21 protein-coding genes and 2 pseudogenes are annotated in these 23990 nt (G+C 38.7%); 13 read left to right on the plus strand and 10 right to left on the minus strand.

Annotated features, from left to right (window positions below; genetic code table 11):
• Window positions 1–66: 66 nt before the first annotated feature.
• The 4 genes from PR834_RS03745 to PR834_RS03760 all read right to left on the minus strand — a co-directional run bounded on the left by PR834_RS03745 (window position 67) and on the right by PR834_RS03760 (window position 5637).
• Window positions 67–1707 carry a ShlB/FhaC/HecB family hemolysin secretion/activation protein gene (locus tag PR834_RS03745; protein ID WP_272536477.1) on the minus strand — a complete coding sequence of 547 codons (1641 nt, stop codon included), beginning with the start codon at window positions 1705–1707 and terminating at the stop codon, window positions 67–69.
• A gap of 639 nt (window positions 1708–2346) precedes the next feature.
• Window positions 2347–3201, minus strand: a complete 855-nt coding sequence (locus PR834_RS03750) for a plasmid partitioning protein RepB C-terminal domain-containing protein (RefSeq protein ID WP_262960526.1) — start codon at window positions 3199–3201, stop codon at window positions 2347–2349.
• The gene (locus tag PR834_RS03755; RefSeq protein ID WP_262960527.1) at window positions 3194–4087 is read right to left on the minus strand and encodes a plasmid partitioning protein RepB C-terminal domain-containing protein; all 894 of its coding nucleotides are present in this window, start codon (window positions 4085–4087) and stop codon (window positions 3194–3196) included. The genes PR834_RS03750 and PR834_RS03755 overlap by 8 nt, the downstream gene beginning before the upstream one ends.
• Window positions 4084–5637 carry a recombinase family protein gene (locus tag PR834_RS03760; RefSeq protein WP_262960528.1) on the minus strand — a complete coding sequence of 518 codons (1554 nt, stop codon included), beginning with the start codon at window positions 5635–5637 and terminating at the stop codon, window positions 4084–4086. The genes PR834_RS03755 and PR834_RS03760 overlap by 4 nt, the downstream gene beginning before the upstream one ends.
• Before the next feature lie 48 nt (window positions 5638–5685).
• On the opposite strand from PR834_RS03760, the gene PR834_RS03765 reads away from it, so the two are divergent.
• Complete coding sequence (locus PR834_RS03765; protein WP_262960529.1) at window positions 5686–6024, plus strand: hypothetical protein; 339 nt, start codon at window positions 5686–5688, stop codon at window positions 6022–6024.
• 206 nt (window positions 6025–6230) lie between these two features.
• Here PR834_RS03765 and PR834_RS03770 read toward each other — a convergent pair whose 3' ends face one another.
• The 3 genes from PR834_RS03770 to PR834_RS03780 form a co-directional block, all read right to left on the minus strand.
• The gene (locus PR834_RS03770) at window positions 6231–6644 is read right to left on the minus strand and encodes a zinc-ribbon domain-containing protein (protein WP_262960530.1); all 414 of its coding nucleotides are present in this window, start codon (window positions 6642–6644) and stop codon (window positions 6231–6233) included.
• A gap of 266 nt (window positions 6645–6910) precedes the next feature.
• Window positions 6911–7129, minus strand: coding sequence for a helix-turn-helix transcriptional regulator (locus PR834_RS03775; protein ID WP_262960531.1), 219 nt, complete (start codon window positions 7127–7129; stop codon window positions 6911–6913).
• A 113-nt stretch (window positions 7130–7242) separates the two neighbouring features.
• Entirely contained in the window at window positions 7243–8283 is a 1041-nt protein-coding gene (locus PR834_RS03780; protein ID WP_272536447.1) for a YagK/YfjJ domain-containing protein, read from the minus strand.
• A 522-nt stretch (window positions 8284–8805) separates the two neighbouring features.
• Here PR834_RS03780 and PR834_RS03785 point away from each other — a divergent pair.
• The 7 genes and pseudogenes from PR834_RS03785 (at window position 8806) to PR834_RS03815 (ending at window position 14136) form a co-directional block, all read left to right on the plus strand.
• Window positions 8806–9726, plus strand: a complete 921-nt coding sequence (locus tag PR834_RS03785) for a hypothetical protein (RefSeq protein WP_262960533.1) — start codon at window positions 8806–8808, stop codon at window positions 9724–9726.
• Between the two features lie 215 nt (window positions 9727–9941).
• Window positions 9942–10670: a DUF3944 domain-containing protein gene (locus tag PR834_RS03790; protein ID WP_262960534.1), complete on the plus strand. Its 729-nt coding sequence runs from the start codon at window positions 9942–9944 to the stop codon at window positions 10668–10670.
• A 56-nt stretch (window positions 10671–10726) separates the two neighbouring features.
• Window positions 10727–11416 carry a helix-turn-helix transcriptional regulator gene (locus PR834_RS03795; RefSeq protein ID WP_272536448.1) on the plus strand — a complete coding sequence of 230 codons (690 nt, stop codon included), beginning with the start codon at window positions 10727–10729 and terminating at the stop codon, window positions 11414–11416.
• A complete protein-coding gene (locus tag PR834_RS03800; protein WP_272536449.1) occupies window positions 11413–12465 on the plus strand; it encodes a hypothetical protein in 1053 nt (350 codons plus the stop codon). Before PR834_RS03795 ends, PR834_RS03800 begins: the two co-directional genes overlap by 4 nt.
• A gap of 49 nt (window positions 12466–12514) precedes the next feature.
• Window positions 12515–12733 carry a hypothetical protein gene (locus tag PR834_RS03805; protein WP_262960537.1) on the plus strand — a complete coding sequence of 73 codons (219 nt, stop codon included), beginning with the start codon at window positions 12515–12517 and terminating at the stop codon, window positions 12731–12733.
• An 89-nt stretch (window positions 12734–12822) separates the two neighbouring features.
• The gene (locus PR834_RS03810) at window positions 12823–13239 is read left to right on the plus strand and encodes an antirestriction protein (RefSeq protein ID WP_262960538.1); all 417 of its coding nucleotides are present in this window, start codon (window positions 12823–12825) and stop codon (window positions 13237–13239) included.
• 61 nt (window positions 13240–13300) lie between these two features.
• Window positions 13301–14136: pseudogene (locus PR834_RS03815) on the plus strand (DUF932 domain-containing protein).
• Window positions 14137–14342: 206 nt separating this feature from the next.
• On the opposite strand, the pseudogene PR834_RS03820 reads toward PR834_RS03815, so the two are convergent.
• Window positions 14343–14620 (minus strand): annotated as a pseudogene (locus PR834_RS03820) (tyrosine-type recombinase/integrase); the annotation flags it as partial.
• A gap of 381 nt (window positions 14621–15001) precedes the next feature.
• On the opposite strand from PR834_RS03820, the gene PR834_RS03825 reads away from it, so the two are divergent.
• A complete protein-coding gene (locus PR834_RS03825; RefSeq protein WP_004262443.1) occupies window positions 15002–15340 on the plus strand; it encodes a hypothetical protein in 339 nt (112 codons plus the stop codon).
• A gap of 212 nt (window positions 15341–15552) precedes the next feature.
• On the opposite strand, the gene PR834_RS03830 is transcribed toward PR834_RS03825, so the two are convergent.
• The gene (locus PR834_RS03830) at window positions 15553–16041 is read right to left on the minus strand and encodes an isochorismatase family protein (RefSeq protein WP_262960540.1); all 489 of its coding nucleotides are present in this window, start codon (window positions 16039–16041) and stop codon (window positions 15553–15555) included.
• A gap of 974 nt (window positions 16042–17015) precedes the next feature.
• Between PR834_RS03830 and PR834_RS03835 the strand changes: the two genes are divergently transcribed.
• The 4 genes from PR834_RS03835 to arsC all read left to right on the plus strand — a co-directional run bounded on the left by PR834_RS03835 (window position 17016) and on the right by arsC (window position 20225).
• On the plus strand, window positions 17016–17546 hold the full coding sequence (locus tag PR834_RS03835) for a GNAT family N-acetyltransferase (protein ID WP_196724661.1): 531 nt from the start codon (window positions 17016–17018) through the stop codon (window positions 17544–17546).
• Between the two features lie 485 nt (window positions 17547–18031).
• Window positions 18032–18364 (plus strand): metalloregulator ArsR/SmtB family transcription factor, encoded by a 333-nt coding sequence (locus PR834_RS03840; RefSeq protein ID WP_004262433.1) that lies wholly within the window; start codon window positions 18032–18034, stop codon window positions 18362–18364.
• A 129-nt stretch (window positions 18365–18493) separates the two neighbouring features.
• Window positions 18494–19783, plus strand: a complete 1290-nt coding sequence (locus PR834_RS03845; RefSeq protein WP_110592217.1) for an arsenic transporter — start codon at window positions 18494–18496, stop codon at window positions 19781–19783.
• A 10-nt stretch (window positions 19784–19793) separates the two neighbouring features.
• Window positions 19794–20225: a glutaredoxin-dependent arsenate reductase gene (arsC, locus tag PR834_RS03850; protein ID WP_272536450.1), complete on the plus strand. Its 432-nt coding sequence runs from the start codon at window positions 19794–19796 to the stop codon at window positions 20223–20225.
• Window positions 20226–20368: 143 nt separating this feature from the next.
• On the opposite strand, the gene PR834_RS03855 is transcribed toward arsC, so the two are convergent.
• Window positions 20369–23986: a response regulator gene (locus tag PR834_RS03855; RefSeq protein WP_272536451.1), complete on the minus strand. Its 3618-nt coding sequence runs from the start codon at window positions 23984–23986 to the stop codon at window positions 20369–20371.
• Window positions 23987–23990: the final 4 nt, after the last annotated feature.

The raw sequence follows: 23990 nt of genomic DNA on the forward strand, positions 1-23990 counted from the left end.
TTAAAAACAGTGCAGACACGGGTAAAACTGAAAATGTCTATCGACTATCAAATCAATAAAATGCGATTAAATTTCAAGATTGAGGCTAAAGCCTGCACTTGCCCCAGAGGTTTCAAATTTTTTCGGCTTATATAACGGCACGCCGACAAACAGGTCGTAGCTTAAACGTGATGAAACTGAGCCGCGCATCCCTAATGCGGTTCCCGCTAGCTGGTGTCCTACAAGATATTTGGTACTTTGGCCTTCAACACGCCCGTAGTCAGCGGCTAAATACAGTTCTTGCCCTTGAGAGAAAGCATTCCATGCCAGTTCGTTGCGCCATAACAGGCCTTTTTCACCCGACAGCACTTGCTCGCCATCAAAACCACGGACGGTATAACGTCCACCAATAGACATGCGTTCTTGAGGTGTTAGGGTATGCTGAGTCCATTGACCACGTAAAGCGGTATTCCAGCGCCAAGGCTGTTCGCCCAACGTGAAGGGCTGATTGAAACTGATGTCTCCAAGAAAAATCCCCACGCGGGCACTGCCGCTGTGGGTATCTTCTTCAGGGGCACGGCGTGCGCCGTAGGCGCCTGTCCCGCGACGCCAGTTAACATTGGCATCGAGTGTGGCATTGCCTAAGAAACTGCGCTGATTGACACCAACTTCCCAGCCCGCGGTACGGCGGCGTTGCTGCTCAATATCAATGTCATTGACCGCGTTACTGGCGGTTTTTCGGTAGGTACGTAAGTTAAGCGTGGTTTTGTGGACTTGGTCGCGAAACAGTAACCGTGACACGGTAAATTGTGCGGTATCACTCTTGCCGCTATAACGCAGCACTTCGTTGGCATTGGGGATATTTTGGTGATAATTATATTCGTTGTAATTGGCGGCAAAGCCCCAATTGCCAACAGGAATAAAGTAGTTCAGGGTATAAGAGCGGTTACCAAAAGGGCCTTTATCAAATAAGTCTTTGCTGATATTGGCGTAAAACATGTCGTTTTGGGCAAACGGGGCATCAATGGCTAGCGTCGCAGAGCCTAAATAGCGCCCGGTACTTTTTGACCCGCTATCATCCAAACCCAAGCTTAATCGTACAGGGCGTTTTTCTTGCCAACTGACCACTAAGTCACTGGTGCCATCAACCGGGCCGGGTTCAATACGAATATCGGCAGTCACATTCGGTACACGTTTAAAGTTTTCCAGCCCTTGCTCAATATCCCGTAGATTCAGAATGTCGCCCGAGGAAGCAGGAACTGCATTCCACAAGCGCCCACGCCATGAGGCGCCTTCATCAAAACGAATCGCATTAATGCGCCCCGGCTGAAGTGTGAGGACTAATTCACCTTGATTCAGGTCCTGCTCTTGTGCCATCACGCGGGTGGTGACATACCCTTTTTCTAAAATGGCATTTTGGACTTTATTGAGGACCAACAAAATCCCTTGGCTACCCAAGCATTGGCCTTTGGCATCGTTAACGGCCTTTAGCGCCCATTGAAAATCGGCGGCGGACTCACCATCAAGACGAATGGATGTGATGGTAAAGCAGGGGTGCTCATTTTGTGGGTAATCGGGTAGCGTTAAATCAGGTTGTTGAATACGCGTATCTACAACAGGATTGTTTTGCTGCTGTAGCATACGTTCACGTTCTTGCTGGCGTTGTTGCTCGCGGGCATCGATAGAGAGTGCTTGGTTGACGGGGTCAGCCAATAAGGGCGCTGACATAAAACATAAGCTTAGCAAACTCCATTTAAAGAAACGGTGTTGCTCGCCAACATGACGACGCGCAAGGGGTAATGCTTTTTCCTGCATATTTTTGCCTAATTCATGAATCAACAAATGTATTTATCTAACCCAATGAATTAAGGCGGTGCCAGTGATGAAATGTCGGTTCAGGGCATCCTTGCTAATATGTCCATAAATCCGTTGCGTACGAAATTAAGAGGACAACTTACTTTCATTGAGAATGTTACCTTAAGTTAAATTTACTGTTAACATTTACATAAATTGACAAGAAGGACAATAAGATGAAATCGCATTTTTTGGTAAATAAAATTTAATCTGGCGAATAAATGCTTGGGAAGATATTTACTGGAATATTTGGTTTCATTTGTGAGGTTTTCAAGCGTTAAATATTGATTGATTTTGATGTAAGTTTAGTTGGCTTAGATGATTACACTGTTTTTTTTACTCTGGTCGTGATATCGGTGTAATTAAAGGTGTTAGTGTGATATTTTGAGGCGACTTACCACACTATTATTGCTCACGAAGCTGGATTGTTGACCATCCAGTTGGGGAGGGCGAGCAAGATCATCAACGAAGCTCTCAACACTGACGGGGATTTTTTATCCTTATTGTGGCTAACTACTTTTCAGAAATAGCGAATAATGCCTCATAAACATTAACATATTCTTCTTTCAAAAAGCTAACTATTGATTGATTTTTAAGAAGTTTATTAATATAACCTTGCGCAACGACTAAACTGAGATTGAGTTCAGCTAACTTTTCTTCAGAGATTTTATAATTCCTTTTAAGTTTCGTCATTTCTTTTTCAATAATGGCAAGTCCTAAAACAGGATCAGAACTGTTTTTCTTTTTCTCTGCAACAAGCTCATTGGGCTGAGATGCAGCTAACATCATATTGGCGTAAGTAGACGAATATTTGTTGCTTGCTATCATCATATCAACCGCTTCGATTTGGCGTTCTGGTTTCATTTTACGTAAAATACGGAAGATATCTTTACTTACTTGCTTGTCTGCTAGCTTTGTAACGACGACTTTTGAAATTCCATTAAGTAAGTTTACCCGAGTCTTCAAACTTTCAATATTCACATTTAACGTTTTTGCAATTAATTCAGTAGATACACCACGTTCAATCGCCTTGACTAACATTTTATGTTCTTGAATTGTCGTAAGTCGATTAATTTGTTTATTATAAGTGAAGCTTTCATCATCTGTAGAAATGAGACACAGCGTATCGACTTTTCCTAGATTTTTTAAAGCCAGTAAACGTAGATGTCCATCCAACAGGATAAAGTCCTCACCTTCTGGATAAACAACTAAGGGTTCTATGATACCGATTTCTTTGACTGATGAGAAAATACTCTTAAACTTGACACTTTGTTCTTGAACTTTATCTATTTTTCTCGTAAGCAAAATCCTTGTTAAGGGAAGTAATATCAATGAATTATGAAAGGCATAAGTAATGTTTTTAGGCATTTTTATTTTCTCTTTGATGTCTCGCTAAATGGTCGCTGAGATCTTTTGGCAAATCATCCAAGCATTCTGACTTGAGTAACAAACAAAAGTACTTATTGCCAAAAAGCCGAGTAAGGCAAGACAGAATAATATTGAATTGTTGTTCACTGTATTCAGCTTGTTTTATCATCATTTTTTGCCTTTCTGTTTCATCTTTGTAGATCCGTAATAATGTATCTTGGCGATATGAGGTTGATTTTATATAAGGTCCGCTGTGAGCTGTTTTACCTGCTAATTTTCGCCGATGGATGAGGTTTCGAATTTTACCCAGCGAATTTTGATTGAGTTGCTTTTGTGCATAAAGTTCTGCCAAATGTTGTTGAACACTTTGATCTTCTGCTCGAGCAATTGAAATAGCAGCGCTCATCGGTAAATATCCTTTCTCAACTGCATTAATGAGCCTTTCTTCACCTTGATTTAATAATAATAAAATACCGTTAATATAAGATTTGTTTAAACCTGTTTTCCTCGCAATATCTTGTGAATTATATCCACGTTCAGCTAAGCATTTAACTCCAAAGAGTAATTCTACAGTGCTGTGTTTTCGCCTCGCAATATTTTCAACAAGGCTAATTAAATATGCGCTTTCATTATCGACATCAATTATGCGACAAGGGATAGATTTTTCGCCTAATGCGATACAGGCTTCTAATCGCCCTTGCCCGCAAAGTAAATTATAAGGTTGATCATTCGTTTCACGTTTTGCTTTTGTAACTGTAATTGGGCGTTTTAAACCAAGAGTTGCAATATTTTCAACCAATTCTGCAAAGATTTTCTTATTACGGCTACGAGGGTTTATCACTCGAATATGGCTAATAGGTAGCACCGTAATTTCATCATTTCTCATCTCAGATGCTCCTTTAAGCTAATTCTTTTTGCCATTGAAAAAAAACGTCCTAAGTTAGAAAAGTGATAAATTTCAATCTCAGATGGATTTTGTTCATTTAATTTGAGCTTACGTTGCGGTTCCCTCATTATGGGGAGAAGGTAATAATCAATCACCCCTTTCGCATTTTCATCTAAACGAACGGCTATCGTAAGATCAGGGTTTAAACTTGTGTCAAAACGAATGACCCAGCGTTTTCGATTACTGCCAGTCAAAATACACCGGCTTAGTACAATCGATGCGGTAAATTCGCCATTAATCGTTAATAAATCTGTTCTTTCATTTCGATGTACAGATGCATTGAGTGATCGGATTTTATCAATAGTTTGTTGTACAATAAGGCTATGTTGCTGACGAAGTTGTTGATTTAGCTTCACATAGCGATAATCACGTTTAGGCTCGTAATTAATCAGCGTATATGTTTTAAGCAAACTACCAAATCGGCTTGTATATGCACTGCTTGATGGGCAATTGTCTGCTTCATCAATGATAAGACCTGATAGCTTTCCTTCTTGTTTAAGTAAAAATTTAAGTTTTTCAAGCATATCTTCATCACTTAACCTGAATGACCTCTGATGAATAATGGCTTGCGCTGCATTGAAAAGAGATTGAGGTACGATGGCTTCAAATGCATTTTCCTGCCTAATCCACATTTCGGGGGGATTTTTGCCATATTGGCGTCTCGTTTTTGAGGCGGAAGATTTATTCCAAACATTATGGCCTACATATTTCTCATTGACTAAAATTTGATGAACAATTCCTTTAGTCCAAACTGTATCGTAATCAGTCAAAATGCCACGTTCGTTCAGGCTATTTGCTATCTGTTGCTCATTTTTATGTTCATAAATAAATTCATGATAAATTTGGAGTACAATGTCTTGCTCATCTTTTGGCCCAGCGACTAAGATAACTCTTTCAGTTTGAAGGCTCTTACGCTCACCTCGCTTTAGATTAAATTTAGGGGTACCATCACTGTCAATTAAGCACCGTCGTAAACCAAACCCTGCAGGCCCACCTTGGCGATAACCTTTTTCTATTAAGTTTTTTTGGCCATTAAACACTTTAATGCCTAATTCACGGCAATAATCCCCAGCAGACCAACGCTTAATAACTTTGAAAACCTGTGCACCAACATCATTTCCAGCTAAAAGCGGCTCTGCACAGTAATGCACTCTTATTTTTTCATTCGTACAAATTTGCTCATAATGGCCTGATTCATCAATATTAAGAAAGCGTCCCCAACGGCTAATATCATAGACAAGAATATGTTGAAAATCCGCTTGCCCACTTTGAACTCGTTGTATCATGGAAAGAAATTCCGGACGATTTTCAGCATTTAATCCACTTTTACCCGCATCAATGTATTCTCTTACAATGCAAAGCTGATTTTTTTCCGCATAATCTTGCAAAAAACAACGCTGAATATCTGGCGAAAACTCTTGATGATCCGTAGACATTCTAATGTAGGCAACCGCATTATTTTGATTCTGTAGATTAAGTTTTGCACGCATTCTAACGACTCCTATTCGCCTTTAATATTACCTAAAGAGAAGTGAAAAATGTTGCACTCAAAAGGCAAGAAATTGCCCAAAATCAGAATAAATCGTCTTGAACTTATTAATGAGTTTTCATTAGCTTTGCGCAAAGAAATGCATCAACAAGCATGGACGAGCAAAATTCTTGCAGAAAACCTAAATGTGAGCGAACGAACGGTCAAAGATTGGCTTATGGCAAAAAGATTGCCAAATAGTCAGGACTTACTTAAATTAATGAGGATATCATCATATGTAAAATTTTTTGTTTGGAAAAATAGTGAGTTAGGAACAGAAAAAAAAGAGCTAGAACAAAATTTATTCATGATATTACAACTGGTGGAAAAATCATTTAGACTAATTTAATTATGAGTGAGCTCAAACTTATGTACAAAGTAAATCAATATACGGGTTTATGAATGCAAACCACCGCCAAAATTGCAGATGAAAGACCAGTGTCAAGAGTGTGCTAGCATACGTAAAATCTGGGCGTTACTCCCTTTAAGGGCAGACATTACAACCCTCTGATTGGTTAATCCAACACCATGAACATTAAAAAGTAACAATAAAAACTATTTTTCTGTTTTAGGTTGATGCTCATTAGTCACATTCTCCGCTGGAATGCACCAGATCCCTTCATTACAGTTCGGACAATGCTTTCGATTACTTGTAAAATAGTCACGGCACTGGACACAAAACCAATCCTTGACATTTAAAATTGGGGACACTGACCGAACGTGAGTGTTCAGCCGTTCTTTGTCTTGTAGGCTCTTGCGCTTACTGATGACCAGTGGACAATGTTCTGCCGTCCGAGGCTCTGAATGGGTAAACCATGACTCCGTCGGTGTCTTATGCAATGTGACAGGTTCGCCGCAGTGAGAACAGTAATAACTTTCTCGTGAATCACTTGGTTCCTGAGTGGCTCCCGCGAATCGATTGTTTTGTGTTAGGGCGAGAGACATTTTGATTTCATGTAATTTAAGCATGGGTGCAACCCTTTTGGACAATTAATATTAAATACCCTGAGTATCTAAAACTCAGGGTGGTATTGGTTACTCATCTTTAAAATACGAATGGCGCAGAGCATGCGCCTGTATTGGTATTGAAGGAGGTTCGTGTTAAGGCGTACTGAGTCTCAAACGCACTCAATCGTGCCCGGTGCGGTTTAAGGGAAGTAGATGGTCAAAGGATTAGGTGTGATGTATAAGATGTGCAGTAATGCGTACGGGTGGTTTAAGAGCCTAGGGTAACGCTAGGCTCCTCTCGATTCATCAATACGTGCTTGTATCCATTGAATAACTTCACTTTTTAACCAGCGCGACATACGACCAAACTTGATAGGTTTTGGGAATTCACCATCCTGAATGAGCTTATAGAACCACTTATCCGTCATACCCGTATATGCGGTGATAAATTTCATGTCAATGAATTGGTCAGCAAGTAATGCAATATTTTCAGTTTGAGTGCTCATGGTAAAACTCCTGTTTTTAAAGTAGGTAAAAAGCAGGAGCGATATCGAAACGGTTGATGTGGATATCACTCCACATCATTAACCGGATGTGTAAAAAATAATTTGGTTGCTAACTACTGGCGTTTTCTCGGTTTGATTTCTCCTCGCCAAAAGGTGCGTTTGAGTTCAGGCACAGCAAGGCGAACCCATGCATCAGCTTTACATAAATACCTCACCGCATTGAGCAATCCTTTCTTACTCCCCTCATCAGCACGTTTTAGTAAGCCAATCCCCAGTTCGCGATATCTTTCTTTCTGGTAATTGCAGTTAAAGTACAGGCCTGCCATGTTCGTAATACGTTCTTGCCAGAGTTCACCAATGAGCTTACCCAGAGTGATGTCTCCCCAAACCTTTTGACCGTTAAAGAAAAATAAGGCGTGATAATGAAATCCTTTTTCCATGCCGAATTCCAATTTCAAGATATACCCGATGCAGCATGAAAAGAGTGGGTCGCTATTAATGGCTTTGTACAGGGCTTGGCGATGCTGACGAAGGTGGTGAGCTCTGATTTTATGACTAATTCCACTTTTGTAAGACAGATCTACACGCACAACTAACAGTTTGGAGTAACGTTGATACAACGAATCAATGTACTGCTGAGCTCGTCTGTAATTCTTCTGAGCGCCTTGCTCGAAGGTACGAACTTGCTTTTTGTAGTCAGGGCTCTTTAACGTGCTTTGGAACTCATGGAAGGCCTCGTTAAGCCACTGAAGGTGTTCAGGAGTATCCACCAGCCAGTATTTATCTTTGTCTGTGAGTATGTCGCTTAGGCGGTATTTGTTAAAAAGAGAGACCAACAACTCAAGGGTAGGATGCAAACGCTGTATTCGCGATATTTTCATTGATTGAATGTAATTGATGAACTTCAGCGTTTCTAAAAAGAGCTCACCTTTGGGGGACACCGAGGTGAGTTGCAAGCGTGGGTTATTAGGTGACAAGGGAATGCCTTTGTATAAATCTAATTTATGAGTTAGACGTTTTGAAAGGTGTTTAATATTTCCCATGAGTAGCGAGACCAACTCACGCATTGAGTGGTCTCGAGTGAGCGTTAGACGGTCATTTTCAAAAACAGTAGAGAGAACAACTTGATTTAAGTGAAGTGCGCGATTTGTCATTTTATTTGCCTGTGATCGAATAAAGGTTCGTATTATCAGGCAGAGGAGTTATTTTTAATTTTTTATAGGCCTCGATGTGAATAATGCTGATTTAGGTAAAAATCAGCATGGAGTTGTATTGCTTATGCGTAATGTTTTTCAGTGACAATTGAGCATGGTTTTACATGTTCTCATTCTTCTGTAGTTAACATGATTGTGAATGGGTCAAGATAAACAAGAGACATACTGATTAACTCATTAATAATAAACAATCCTAGAAGCTGAACTCGGGTTTCAATGTTTAATGAATGGTTATGCTTGGGGTTATCATACCTATTTTTTGATTTTAGGTACTTTTCATATGCTTTAAGTTAGTGCTTTTTGTTTTAATATATTGAAATTAATAATTTTATAATCAATCTGTCTATATGTGTGTAAGACATGAGATATGACATAAAAACAACGTAAATTGTGACATAATAGAGACTAATTAAAGACAAAATAAGCTACACTATTACTACGTAGTTCTTTAGGGGGTGGTTTATGTCTAATCAAGATAAATACTTAAAAATAAGCAATGACAGAGAACGGTATTTTTATAGTTCTTACATTTCAAAAACGTTGAATCTTCCATTAATGAAGGTCCATTCACAAAGTGAAAAAGAGCTTAATCAAGCGATAAAAAATAAGTTGGAAGATACGACAGAGCGTATGCGATTCATTCGTGAGGCGAAAGACGAATTTAGTTGTAAAGTTATACAAAATGAAGAATTTGATTGGATTAAATCCAATGAGCGATGTACGTTTTTTATTCTCTATTACATCAATCATTATTTAACGAACAAAAAGATTTTTGCTATTAATAACCATCGATATCGAGGCATGCATCGGACATCTGAATATGAGCCTATTGATTACCCAACTCCATTGGGTGAGTATGAGTATCGTAAGCAAGGTTTATCTCAATCACCCAACAATGCAAAAGATGCATTAAATAATATTATGTATTTTTTTGATTTACTGGGTTCTTCAATAGAAAAGAAAAAGGAAGTTCTTGCATATTTGAAACGAAAGTGGATGTTAATCAAGGATACAAACTACCTGTCATGGATTGATGAACGTAATCCAATGCAGATGAAATGGGCGAAAAATTATATTGCAAGGTCTCGCTTATTTTCTCGATGGTCTCGTTCAGAAGTTTATACATTTGCTAGTGAACGAGTGCAATTAATGGGGTGTTTTGATGTTAGTTTAGATATATCGGCAGACTCAAAAGAGTTATTAATTATTAAAATGAAAAAGGCGTGGTCACAAGAAAACTATCGAACCCAAATCGTGGAAAAGAAAGTGCTGAACACGTATTTAGATAAAGGTGTGAAAGATAAGCTATCGAGATTAGCTAAACAAAATCGAATGAAAATTAACGAGTACCTGACGTATCTAATTGAAAAAGAAGATGAATAAATAAAATTCATTACGATTCAATTTTTTTTCACATATATATCATTTTATGGGTAATGTAATTATTTGCTATATATCAATATGTTGAGTTGTTTTTGCGACACACCCTGTCATTTCCCTTCATTTCTCTCTCGAAAAAAAGTCAAATAGCCGGACATAACCTGTCCGGTAAGGTTGTTATCGTGGTGTTCTCTTTTTCATACTGGGGAATAACACTGATGGCAACTTACCGATTAGATACCGATTTAGCATTTTTACGTGAATGCAGCAATGAAGAGCTGGGCTTACTTGTGTCTATCCTGACTCACGACAGCAAAGATGGACAAAAGCGCTGGACTGAAACCTTAACCAGTTCGCCTGAATACCAGCTCTACCACCCTGAGCACCAGCAATACTGGATGTCGATTGCGGCGGAGCTGCAAGCTTTTGGGGCTAACAGTTTGATGAGTCTCGTCCGAGGCAATAAGGGCGTGTTGTACCGTGAAATCTTACAGGACGTCTGTGACCACCTTGATGTCAATTATCCAAAGGAGGGTAATACCGAAACCTTGGAATTAAATTTGTTATTGAAAGTATTAGAAAAAAGCTTAAATGCGCTGACCACGGAAGAGCTACAAGCCTTCTCTCGTGATATGCAACTTAACCTCACCAACCCCACGCCTCAACTGATTTTGATTGCGGTTCAAGCAGCTATCCGAACCTCTGGCATTGCTGCACTGGAAGTGGCCACACTCTCAGCCATTGGTGTGATTAATGCGCTCGGCGGGGTTGCCACCCTCGGTACACTCTTTGCTGCGCATCGGGCGCTGTCTTTGATTGCGGGTCCGATTGGTCTTGCCGTGAGCTCGGCATGGCTTGTCGCTGACTTAGCGGGACCCGCTTATCGCGTCACCGTTCCTGCCTGCATCATTGTGGCGTACTTACGACAAAAAGCCTTATCACAATAAGGTTTATCAATCCCATTCTATCCGCTTGCCGGAGCTATTTTAATAAGGACAACATCATGTCGACATCCGTGTCTCGCCATGACCGGTTTGCGTCTCGGTTGGCGTTTATTATCAGTCAATTATTTCGAGGAGAAACCGTTTATTTATCGGCACTGTCAGAGGAGCTGAACGTCTCAACCCGTACCCTACGGCGTGACTTTAATGAGCGCCTTCAGTATTTGGATTTGGAATATCACCAAGGTGGCTATCGATTGGCTGCATCACAGCGCCCCTTCCGTACCGATAAGGACATATTGCGCTTTGCCGCGATTACGCATGTCACCTCACTGTTTCCTGCCTTAGACAGAAAGCTGCTAGCAGTTCTGCTCGACCCGACGATTGATTCACCGTTCATTGTCTATCATACCCCACCTGAGCAGCGTCCCTCGCTGTTTGGGGGCTTTTATGTCCTTACACAAGCCATTGTAAAACGGCGTTTACTGCAATTTGCCCACCAAGGAAAAAGCATCACGAACGTTGCCCCGTATAAGTTGATTTATTACCACGGTCATTGGTATCTCGCCACCGATATCGCGGAGCACATTCATGTCTTTGATGTGATGGCCTTGCAAGATGTGGTCATGACGGCGCGGGGCTTTCGTTATCGTGAAGCACTCAACCAACGGTTATGTGAAGAGGCGTTTATTCAAGCCTTACCACATTATCAATATATCCAATCCTTATTTAATACAAAGGAACTATCATGAAAAAAATACGACTTTTAAGTTTGATTAATACTGCAATATTCGTGACAAGTTGTAATGCTATCGCTGCATCTAACACTCAGAATACAGAATCTGACATCCAACGGGTTCAAGGATTAATTTATTCTTATGATCGTAGCGTGACTCTAGGTGGTTTACTCAATCACCGCAAAGACTGTATTTCACCAACATGGGAAACATTAATAGATGATCAAGAACGTCCTTTGGTTATATACAAATGTCAATTGACCGATGGCTCACTACAAGCGCCAATAAATCACGATTTGAATAATTGGTATCAAACCTCGATTGAAAGTATGGCAGCGTTAATACCTCGTCTTGAAAATGCAGAACCACCCGCTACAGAATCAAATGTTTCTCAACAATCATTAAGTCAAGTCTTACAGGTTATCACAACGCTTTCTCAGCAAGATTGGTCGCTCCTACGAGGTCATGTAGAGCAGCCCTATTTGATGAATTATAAAATAGAATTTAAGCCAGACTATAATCCATCTGAACAGGCAATGACACAATTGCAAGATTGGAATGAGATAACGGGATCATTACGCTACGAGACAACTGATGTCAGCGAGTATTTATTACCTTGGTTAAATCAAACTGCAAATGTTGAAATGCAGATCCGTGAGAAATTATCGAATAATCAGCAACAAAATGGAGAGGCATTATCACAATTTAAAAAGCAACAAAATGAAGGGATTTATATAACAAAACAATATATTACAGCGTTAAATCAAGTGCAGAAAAATGCTCAGGACTGGGCATTAACCCAAGTGTTTATTTGGAGTTTAGTTAACCCTGAAAAACCCGTTTTAACGCATGCGTTATACAGTTTTGAAAATGTACAAGGGCGCTTCGATTTTACTCCGATGATGGAAAAAGTCTTAGGGAGCTCTGCGCGTACGGATGCATTAGAATGGGCCTACCAAGGTAAATTAGAAACCCCACAAGCAATTAAAAAGGTGGCTAAAGCATTATTTCTTTACCAAACCCAATCCTTCCAAAAACCCGATGTCTCCCATTATCGCTACTAAATCTTGAAGTTTTTCGCATTCAGTGAATGCTCTAACTACAGGTTAATTTATGTCAATTTTTAAACTTATCGCGACCTCCGTGAGCGTTGTGACACTGGTATCTATTACCTACTACGCCCAGAAGACGGTCAATGAGCAACTCACACTTGAAGGTGAGTATTCCGACACGGAAATTCAAGCGGCTCGACTTGGGGCGACGCTAGCCTGTACCACGTTATTAGGCGGCGCCATTGAGCGACTGCTTAACGGGTTATTTAGTGACCACTAAAACTCAACTATTTCAATGTAATAACAGCATAGCGGCAGGCCAACAGGTCTGCCTTTTTTATTTCATCCTATCCACAAAAGGGCTTTCTTATGACACTTGAATCACTTATCGCAACACCCGTTCCAAACCACCAGCGCACGTATTTTTGGCAAACCCACTTTGGCACCGTTAAAGGCTTCGCCACCTTTGAAGTGGTCATTTTCACTATCATGGGCCAGTTCTGTGAGGAATACACGGGCGGTTATTGGGAATACTGCATATTACCCAACGGCGGTGCATTTATTTATCCTGATTTGGGCTCTGAAAAACTCACACTGTTCAATATGCACAATGGCAATGAAGCAGTACTGAGCCCTGAAGCGGCAGGTGTCGCTGTCTGCTTGATGCTGTATAGCCAGTGGTCATTTAGAACGGAAAGTGAGCTACTCGTTGAGCGTTTCTATCAGCTTCGTGATTACGCCATTCAACACCCTGAAAGTTCAGCCATTTTCCATATAATCGATTAGCCACTTACTTAATTTATTCTCTCAGTCTTACCTATAGACTTTATTTTCAAGGAAATTGATTATGACTCGTTTAGCCTCTCGCTTTGGTGCGGCGAATAGCATTCGTCGTGACCGCCCATTAACGATTGAAGAGTTATTTCGCACAGTACCCAGTGTGTTTTCAGAAGAAAAACATGAATCTAGAAGTGACCGATACACTTATATTCCTACTATTACCTTACTCGATAGTTTACAGAAAGAAGGTTTTTACCCGTTCTTTGCATGCCAAACTCGTGTGCGAGATGACAGCCGTCGTGATCATACTAAACATCTGTTACGCCTCAGACGTCATGACCAAATACGGGGAGCCAAGTGCCTGAAATCATCTTACTTAATAGCCATGATGGATCGAGTAGCTATCAAATGTTACCGGGCTTTTTTCGCTATGTTTGTCAAAATGGGCTGGTTTGTGGCGATACCTTTGGAGAGGTCAGAGTTCCACACAAAGGTAATGTCGTCGATAAAGTGATTGAAGGGGCATATGAAGTATTGGAAACCTTTGATACGGTGGCAGAAAAGCGTGAGGAGATGCAATCGTTATTGTTACCTCCACCAGCACAACAAGCCTTGGCACAAGCAGCTTTAACGTATCGCTTTGGTGAGGAACATCAACCTATTACTGAGGAACAAGTATTGCAGCCTCGTCGCTGGGAGGATAAGAAAGATGATCTGTGGACTGTGTATCAACGCTTGCAGGAAAATTTAATCAAGGGAGGATTATCAGGCAGGAATGCTAAAGGTAAGCGTGCTCGTACTCGTTCGGTGAATGGCATTGATGGCGATATTAAATTGAATAAGGCGCTGTGGGTAATGACGGAAAAGATGTACGAGTGTTTTGAAAGTCGACATGCAATTTGATAAAGTTTTTGGCTTACATAATTGTGAGCGCATGAAAACGGTGGCCTTTAGTGTAAACTAGAAGCCGTAATTATTTTGCAAAAAAACAATTGTTGGTATATTTGTTGGTATAAAATTTATCGAACACAATATTTTCATTATAAAACAATGTTAATTAACTTGTGTTCGAATCCTGTAGAGCACCATTAATTTTCAATCACTTACCATCATTTAAAATTCTCCACTTTTGCTAACTGGGACGTATTTGGGACGCAAGTACCGAAAATAGTGTCTATTGGCTTCGTGCGTTCAGTTAAATGATTAGGTTCTAAGTGAGCATATCTTCTCACCATATCAACCGATTTCCAGCAGCCCATCTTTTGTAGAACTGAAAGCGGGACGCCAGACTGAATCAACCAATTCGCCCATGTATGCCGCAGATCATGAAATCTGAAATCTTCAATTCCAGCTTTTTTAATCCTGCATACCAAGCGTTATTATCATCAACTTGCTAGGGGTATTGCTGGTTATTGCCTGAAATCTGTATCTATCCTAGTATTTGTTTTCTATACAACTGGAGGGGGTGATATACGTAATTGGCTTGGGTACTTAATATATTTCTCTATTATATTCGCTATAGCAAAATGCACTATGACTATAGCTCCAAATGCCAATATTCCAGGATGATGTTTTATCAATGAAAAATGGAGGTTTTCAATAAAACCATGGAATCCTTGGGTTGGGATGACGGTGTTAGTCGTAATCATATTTCTAATAACGCATTGCACTTTGACTATGTTCCCAGGCTATATGCCTCCAACTAATTAACTTCAATTTGCACTTCCGCTAAGCTAACATGACTGAAACTAATTGACGGGATGGTGAGATGAAAGGATACATAGTTGCTAGCTTGCTAATGATTGCCTGCTCTGGTTTTTATGCACATTCTAGTAATGGTATTGATCCATTAGTAGCAGATGGAAAAAGGTCTAATTATGGTGATTGGGATTTTCTTTATGCTGAAAAAATGAACTATGATTTATGTAAGCTATCAGTAGAGGCTATTTATACATCTGGCGCAATCGATCATAAATTGACATCAATAACTCATTTTGAAAACGCGCACACATTAATAACACAGACACCAAAACATGTAGTTAGGATTGATTGCAACGGACATGGTGGAAATATAATGATATTGACCGCTGATTATATTGTTCAATAGTTAATCTAGCATTAAGAGACTCTGAAATTAGTGGCTCGTCACTGGCTGGCAATACTCTAATAATGCCCATGAGATAAAAGTAACCACAATGCAGATAAGTATTGCGATACCTGCAGGACAATTTGCTCCTCTGAATAAATATCAATAAGTTACAGCAAAGAAAATAGAAAGAAAGCTACGAGTACATAGCTTTGGTGAGTATTTATAGTAATTTAAATAACATTCGTTATTCTAGATAAGCCCCTCAGTGCTACAGCATGAATTACAGGTGAGACGCTTGTACAGCAGTTACCTAATACTGATAATTTATATTTTTTTGCTTGTTCAGAAATAGCAGTAAATAGGACGCAATTTTGAGTCATCATCCCGCATAATTCGATATGGTTAATATTATGGGTTATAAGCAAGTCATTGAGATTTGTTTCATCAAAGGAATTACCATGCTTTTTAGTCACAATCAAATGGCCTGGAGATAAGCTAGTGAGTTTAGAGATAACTTCACAACCATCTGTTGTTTCATCAAAAAAAACGGCTCCTTGTGGTGATAAGTGTTGAATAAAAATCACAATATCACCAGTTCTTTCATACTCTGAAATTTTATTGGATATATGCTCCAAAGTAGTATCAATATTCCATAAGGGAAACCGACCATCAGAAAGATAGTCATTTTGTGCGTCAATGACAATTAATGCCTTGTCCATAATGCCTCATTAATTTTAGTTAAGTTCTATTTGAATATGAAATAGGACGATAGAAATTACAATAATTTTTGAGTGTTAAATATCAATTATAATCGGCAAGATTACAGCAAGGGTTAAGCCAATAACGGTGAGGTTACGCTAAGGTTTAAAGAGATCACAGTGATCGTTAGTAATAAAAACAATGTGTTGCTGCCTATTGCCATTGGTCACTGAAACGATGACCAATTATCATTATTCTGGTTTTGTGACAAATTAAGCATTATCAATAGATTATATCTACATGCGGTATAATCCCGCATGTGGTCTACTGCAAACTATCTTATTGTGTTTTATCTATTTCATTAATTCTCTTTAAAGCACGAGAGGTTACGTTATTAGCGTATTCCATTGAGCTAAGGTAGATAATATTATTTTTATCAAATCCCGTTCTGTTAAATTGAAACCTTAGACCTGGAGTGTAAATGAGCAGTTTTGCATTTTGAGAAATTAATTTTTCTATGTCTGACTCTGTATTATCAGGGTAAACTTCCCAATCTAAGTTAATTTTGTTTATCTTATTTTGTAGGGCTTCGGCTATAGATTAAATAAATTTTATTCTTTTCCATTTCGCTCCCTAAGATAAACCCATATATGAAAATGATTATTATACTCATTAATGTAGGTGTCAATTTTATTGTTACCGTCACTTGTTTAGTTTTAGTTACTTAGATATAGCTACGAGCTTATGACCTGTCAGAAAGAAAACAATGTAATCGCTACAGGCACTATGGATGGTTTAATGGTTATCAGCTAACAGGAGCGCGGATAGCTACCTACCTTTAACTGACCCTCTTTAAGATGACCAGATCATTTGATCCGAAGTTACCGAGGCAATTTCAAATATATCTATAAAATTTTAGTTACTTGTATGCTCAAGTAATTCATAGTTAATCTACTAACTTGTTGTGCAATGACACACTTATTGAGGCGCAAATATGATTATACGTTGCTATAGTGGCAAAATAAGCGACAACAAAATAGATGAGCTGACCAATTTATTGTATAGATGCGTCCTTGGTGGGGCTAGTGTTGGGTATACTGACGCAAAAGCTCAAATAGAGGATATGAGAAATTATTGGGTTGGTGTTAATCACTCTTTATCAACAAATAATTTTAAGCTGATCTCAGTAGAGGTAGACAATAAAATTGTTGGTGTCGTTGGGCTTGAGCTATGTATAAAACCAAATGGTAAACATCGAGGGGAAATTTGTAAGTTATTGGTGTTACCTGATTACAGGCGCAAAGGGCTAGCAAGGAGACTAATGCTAGCGGCTGAGCAAATAGCATGGGAAACAGGATTGGCACTTTTAACATTAGATACAAATACCAAAGGAATAACTGTTAGCTTATATAGTTCTCTAGGATGGCAGGTTAGCGGTGAAATCCCTGAGTTTGCTCAATCAGTTAATGGTGACCTTGAATCAACTACCATCATGTTCAAGCTAAAGCCTGAAAATGAAGTTTAAATAAGATTGGTTAATCACTGCCGTCATTTGAAATCGCACTAGTGTTAATTTTACGATTCCGTTTGAAACGGAGTTGTGGAAAACACGAGTAGGGGGGCTGGTTGGAGTTTCATTATCTGCAATAAAAGCTTTAACTGATGATGTTTTTGCAATGTTGGTGGTTTTGGGAAAATAGAAGCTTAAACCTCTTAATTTTTGAGTCATAAAATAAAAAGGGGACATGGTACGAAATTGAATAAATTTAAGCTGTTTATAATCAATGTGATATGGATTTATATTGAATCCTGTAGGCCTTTAACCCTTCTTCGTTCAACTGACGTCTAGCTATATCAGTTTCTTAAATGTATTGATTATCATGGAAACGCGACTGTTCATCATGCGCCAGTCAGTTAGTGCAAAAAATCAAAATAGTTCATAAATAATATATGCGATTTGACGTATGTATTATTTATGTGTAATTTAAAGAAAAGATTGAAGAGGTACACATGGAACCATTACAACTGTTTAAAATTTTAGGTGACCAAACAAGGCTCGATATCGTGCTGCTTTTGAAAGCAGCTGGTGAACTGTGTGTGTGTGATATTTATACGGCTTTAAATCTATCGCAACCAAAGACATCTCGGCACTTAGCAATGCTAAGAGAGTCAGGTCTTCTGTTAGATTCAAAGCATGGCAAATGGGTTCACTATCGCTTATCTCCGGCATTACTACCATGGGTAAAAAGCATTATTGATGTCACCTATGCTACAGAGAAAAATAGAGTGTCAGGCTTACTTCAAAGTTTGAATGCAAAAGAGATAAATAATCATTGCTCTTAGTGATTTTTTAACTAAACGCATATGAAAATTCGTATATGTTGATTCAATAAGTATTAAATACATATAGTCGATAAGGCTTATTTTAGAGGAGTAAAAGGTGCACGAAAGCACCTTTTAAATGAGGTTGTTATGTTTATTGCCGCATTCATTTTTATTTTAACGATCACCTTTGTTATTTGGCAGCCCAAAGGACTGGGTATTGGCTGGAGTGCTACAGTAGGGGCTGTATTGGCACTGATCTTTGGTGTGATCAGTTTTCAAGATATCCCGATAGTTTGGAATATTGTGTGGAATGCCACTGCGACATTTGTTGCAGTAATTATTATTAGCCTACTTTTAGATGAAAGTGGTTTCTTCGAATGGGCGGCATTACATGTTGCTAAGTGGGGCGGGGGTAAAGGAAGATTACTATTCAGTTATATCGTGCTACTTGGTGCAACGGTGGCGGCTTTATTTGCCAACGATGGTGCAGCATTGATATTAACGCCCATTGTGATTGCGATGTTATTGGCACTTGGTTTCAACAAAGGTACGACATTGGCATTTGTTATGGCTGCTGGGTTTATCGCAGACACAGCGAGCTTGCCGCTGATTGTTTCGAACCTCGTGAATATCGTTTCTGCGGACTTCTTTAATATTGGATTTACGGAATATGCATCAATTATGGTGCCAGTGGATATTGCAGCAATTATCGCAACGCTCGTGACGTTGCATTGGTTTTTCCGTAAAGATATTCCTAAGCAATATGATGCCACTAAATTGAGTGCACCTGCTTTAGCTATTAAAGACATAACGACGTTTAAAGCAGGTTGGCTTGTATTAGTGTTATTACTTGTTGGTTTTTTTGTCTTAGAGCCTTTAGGTATTCCGATTAGTGCGATTGCCGCTATTGGCGCCTTAATTCTTTGGGTGATTGCGGCCAGAGGCCATACGATTAATACCAAAAAAGTATTACGTGGTGCGCCGTGGCAAATCGTCATTTTTTCCCTAGGTATGTATTTGGTTGTTTATGGTTTAAGAAATGCAGGGCTAACCGATTATCTTTCTGAAACGCTCAATTATCTTGCTGATAAAGGACTATGGGTAGCAACGCTAGGCACTGGATTTATTACGGCATTTTTATCATCCATAATGAATAACATGCCCACGGTATTAATTGGGGCTCTATCCATTGAAGGGAGTGAAGCGACAGGGTTAATTCAACAAGCGATGATTTACGCCAATGTGATTGGTGCAGATTTAGGTCCTAAAATCACCCCAATAGGGAGTTTGGCGACATTGTTATGGCTGCATGTTTTATCACAAAAGAACATGACCATTACATGGGGATATTATTTCAAAGCAGGGATTATCATGACTATCCCTGTACTCATTATCACACTCGTTGCGTTAGTGCTTCGACTTTCACTGTTAAATTAAAGGTAACCCAATGAATGAGATTACCATCTACCATAACCCCAATTGCGGTACTTCGCGCAATACCCTAGCCATGATCCGTAATAGTGGGGTTGAGCCGACGATTATTTATTATCTAGAAACGCCACCAACTAAAGATGTGTTAATAAAACTTATTGCCGATATGAAAATTACGGTAAGGGCATTATTACGAAAAAATGTTGAGCCGTATGAGCAATTAAATTTAGAACAAGATAGCTATACTGATGACCAAATTATTGATTTTATGTTGCAATACCCAATATTGATTAATAGGCCAATTGTCGTCACGCCGTTAGGCGTAAAGTTGTGTCGGCCTTCTGAAGTTGTGTTAGATATTTTGCCTCAACCTCTTACAAGTGATTTCATCAAGGAAGATGGTCAAATAGTGATTAGTAATCACCATGTAAAACACAAAAAAGAATGAGGTTAATTAGTTTAAAATCTAAGAAAGTTGAGTGTTTTATCTATGTAATTAAATAAAACTTGTTCTAGGGAACACAATACAACTAACTATTATTCACGTTAGCTATCGGTTCCCTATTTTCTTGCTAATAATCTCATGGAAATCTAGCGCTGAAGCGGCATAGTGATATATATTTCAATAGCTTGGTTTAAGGTTTTGATTGATCGCATTGTTTGGTTAAATTGTAATATTACTTCATCAGATGTATTACCAGTAAGGAAGTACTCTTCTAGTAATTTACATTCTAATGCGATTTTTTTAGCACCAATAATTTGGCTAGAACCTTCTAAACGATGGCAATAATGCGCTAAATTAAGCCAGTCTTGTTTTTCGAATAAGCGTTCTGCTTGTTGTATATCTTCTATATTTTCTTGAAGACTCGTTTGAAGTAATTTATTTAATAGCTGTTGGTCATCTTGAGTCAACTGCATTAATGCATCTAAATTAATTAAACTATTTAACATTGGTGGAATGGGCTCTTCTGTATCTTCTTCTATTTGTTGAAGGGTGCAGCGTAATAGCAGGGCTTCAATCTGAGATAGACGTAAAGGTTTAAATAGACAGTCATCCATACCCGCCTCTATACAGCGTTGGCGTTCTTCTTGCCTAGCATCTGCAGTTAATCCAATAATAATTAGAGTTTGGGGGGATATTTCCCGTAGTTGCCGAGTTAATTCTAACCCATCAATATCAGGCATATTACAATCGGTAATTACGATGTCTATTGCATTTTTTTTCCATAATTCGAGGGCTTGTTTCCCGCTCTTTGCTTCAGTGACATGATGACCAAATCTTGTTAATTGACGTACTAATAGCAGGCGATTTGCAGGATGGTCATCAACGGCAAGTATTCGTAAGCGTTTATTATTTTTTGTGGTCTTATAAAGTGTCGGAAGCGAAACTCTAGTGTTTTTACGATGCTTGACGGGGATATCTATTAAAAATTGAGTGCCATGCCCTAATTGGCTGTATAAGGTAATAGTCCCATTCATCATGGATATAAGTTGCTTACAAATAGCTAAGCCAAGACCTGTTCCTTTATGTTTACTGCTTGATTCAGCTTGGGTATAGGGGGAGAAAATCAATTCTTGTCTGTTCTCTTCAATTCCCATTCCTGTATCAGAAATAATGATCCTTAAAATATTTTGTTCATGGTTCTGTGGGAGATAATTAATGATAACTTCAATAGTTCCTTCTGAAGTAAACTTAATTGCGTTGTTAAGTAGATTGGAAATAACCTGACGTAGTCGAAAAACGTCAATATATATTTCATCAGGATGGATTGCATTAAGATGATAATGTAGAGAAATACCTTTTTGTTTAGCTAATCCTTCAAACAAACGGACAACGGGAGTTGCTAATTCATTACTTTTTACCCACTCAGGAACGAGTTCCAGTTTTCCTGATTCAATTTTTGCCATATCTAAAATATCGCCTATAAGTCCCATCAATGATAATGCGGACTCATACGGTATTTGAATTGATTCTGTTATATCATCTTGCTGATTTTTATTCGTGGCGGCTAATTCTAATAACCCAATAATTGCGCTGATATGGGTACGAATTTCATGGCTCATGATAGCAAGGAAATTGCTTTTTGTTTGGCTTGCATGTTCTGCGCGTTGGCGAGCACTAGAGAGCTCGATAAGGAGCTGTTCATGTTCAGTTATATCTTGCCAACTACATATAAGGCCAGAGATATTGCCTTGATTGTCTCTATATGCGACGGCTTGATGCACTATGACCCTTTCACCCATTCTATTTTTTATTTGATAACGTTTAGGCGGAGAAACTAGCCTATTAGGCTCATCGAAAAGAGAATGCAATTCTTGATAAATTGTCGATAGCGGGTGTTGTTGTGATGTCAATGAAAGTTGTTTTATGTTTTCATTATCAGGGCTGAAAAAACTCTCCCATGCTGAATTACTATTTATTATCGTTCCGCTTTTATCAATGACATAAATAGGAACAGGAGTACCATTATAAAGAGTTTCTAAGAATATAGCCTGTTCTTGTAAGCGTTTTTGTGTATATTTTCTTAATCGAATTTCACGATGTAAATAATAATTCCATATTAAAGAGGTAATAATAAGAATAGTGGCAATGCAAGCTAATGTGTAGAACTCGGTGCGGTATACTGTCCATGTATCCATTTTAACATCTGGTGAGCCTAGCCATTTATTAGTTAATACTGATATATCTCTCGGCGGAATAGATGCAATCGCTTTATCTAATATGCTATATAACTCAGGCTGGTCACGTCCTACGGCAAACGATATATAAGCTGTATCCTCGCTTAATTGTTCGCTGATTTTTAATCGACTACGAAAATATCGGTCAATCATATAGTGAGCGCTGATAAGATTCTCGATGGTACCATCTACTTTTCCTTCATTGACCATTTGCAAAGCAGTATAGGTATCTTGAGCTTCAATTAATTCCACTTGAGGATAGTTTTTTGTTAGCCAGTCGTGAATTGCATTATCAGGGGTAATCGCAAGTTTTGCTGTCTGAGCAATTTTTTTATGTGCTAATGGCGTGTCTCTAACAATTAAAACAAATGGGGGGAGAACATAAGGACGAGTAAATAGTAATTCTTTATCATTTTTTGAATTTTTTGTAATTGAAGCAATGAAATCCCCTTTATTTTTTTTCAATAAAGCAATCTCATCTTTTTCAGAGCTTGCTTCAATGACTTTAAAATTAATATTTGTTTTGAAATGGATGAGATTAAGTATATCTGCAGAAAGGCCATGAAATTGTTTTTGTGAGTCAAAAAATGTGAAGGGGGCATTTAGTGAATTAATGACGACCTTTAACTCGTTGTGTTGTTTTAGCCAATCTATTTCCTTTTGTGTGAATACCACAGATTGTTTTAGTGCCCATAAATCGGGTTTTGAACTCCAATGATGGAAAATAATATCATGCTGAGCTAATGATATTGAGCTTAAAATGATATCCACAGTACGCTTTAATTGCGCATTTTTAGGATGGAAGAGAAAGACTGGGCCAATATTTTCATTAGAGAAAATCTCAGCAGTGGATAATGTTGTTGCATAGTGGCGTTCAAGTAAAAAATTAGCCACGATCATTCTGCCTAGGAAATAATCATTTTCACCAAATGCGACGGAAGATAACGCATTTTGCGGTAAAGGAAAACGTTCAATTTTAGCATCAGGAAAATATTTTTTGATCCATTCATTGCTTGGATAGCCTTGAACTGTAGCAATACGAGCACCATGAGGTATGGGATGCTTGTTGGACATTGCCGCTTTTCGTGAAATAAGTACAGGATAATCAGGAATATATGGAGCGCTTTTGAGAAAACCATAGCTCTCGTTTCTTTGCCTTTTACCATCATCAGCTAACATATCTATCTTACCACTGAGCAGGCCCTGTAATGCCATATCTCTATCGGGATAGTAGATGATTTTGAAACGCAAACCTAAGTTACGCATGATGGTCATAATGCTATCTGCAGAAATCCCTTTATAAATTCCTGATTCTAATACTAAATCAAAGGGGGGGTTATTAGGAGCGTAGACACCAATCGCTAATTCTTGTTTTTCTCCTAGCCATCTCCAATCATAATCACTTAATTCAAATTTTGATGGGAGGATTTCAATTTGGCTATAAAGTCTGACTTCATAAGGTTGGAATGCAGAAAATGAGCAAGGAAACAGACCAATAAGCAAGCAAACTATTAGGATTAGGTTACGCATCGAT

The organism is Providencia sp. PROV182 (assembly GCF_028480325.1).
Lineage (GTDB): Bacteria > Pseudomonadota > Gammaproteobacteria > Enterobacterales > Enterobacteriaceae > Providencia > Providencia hangzhouensis.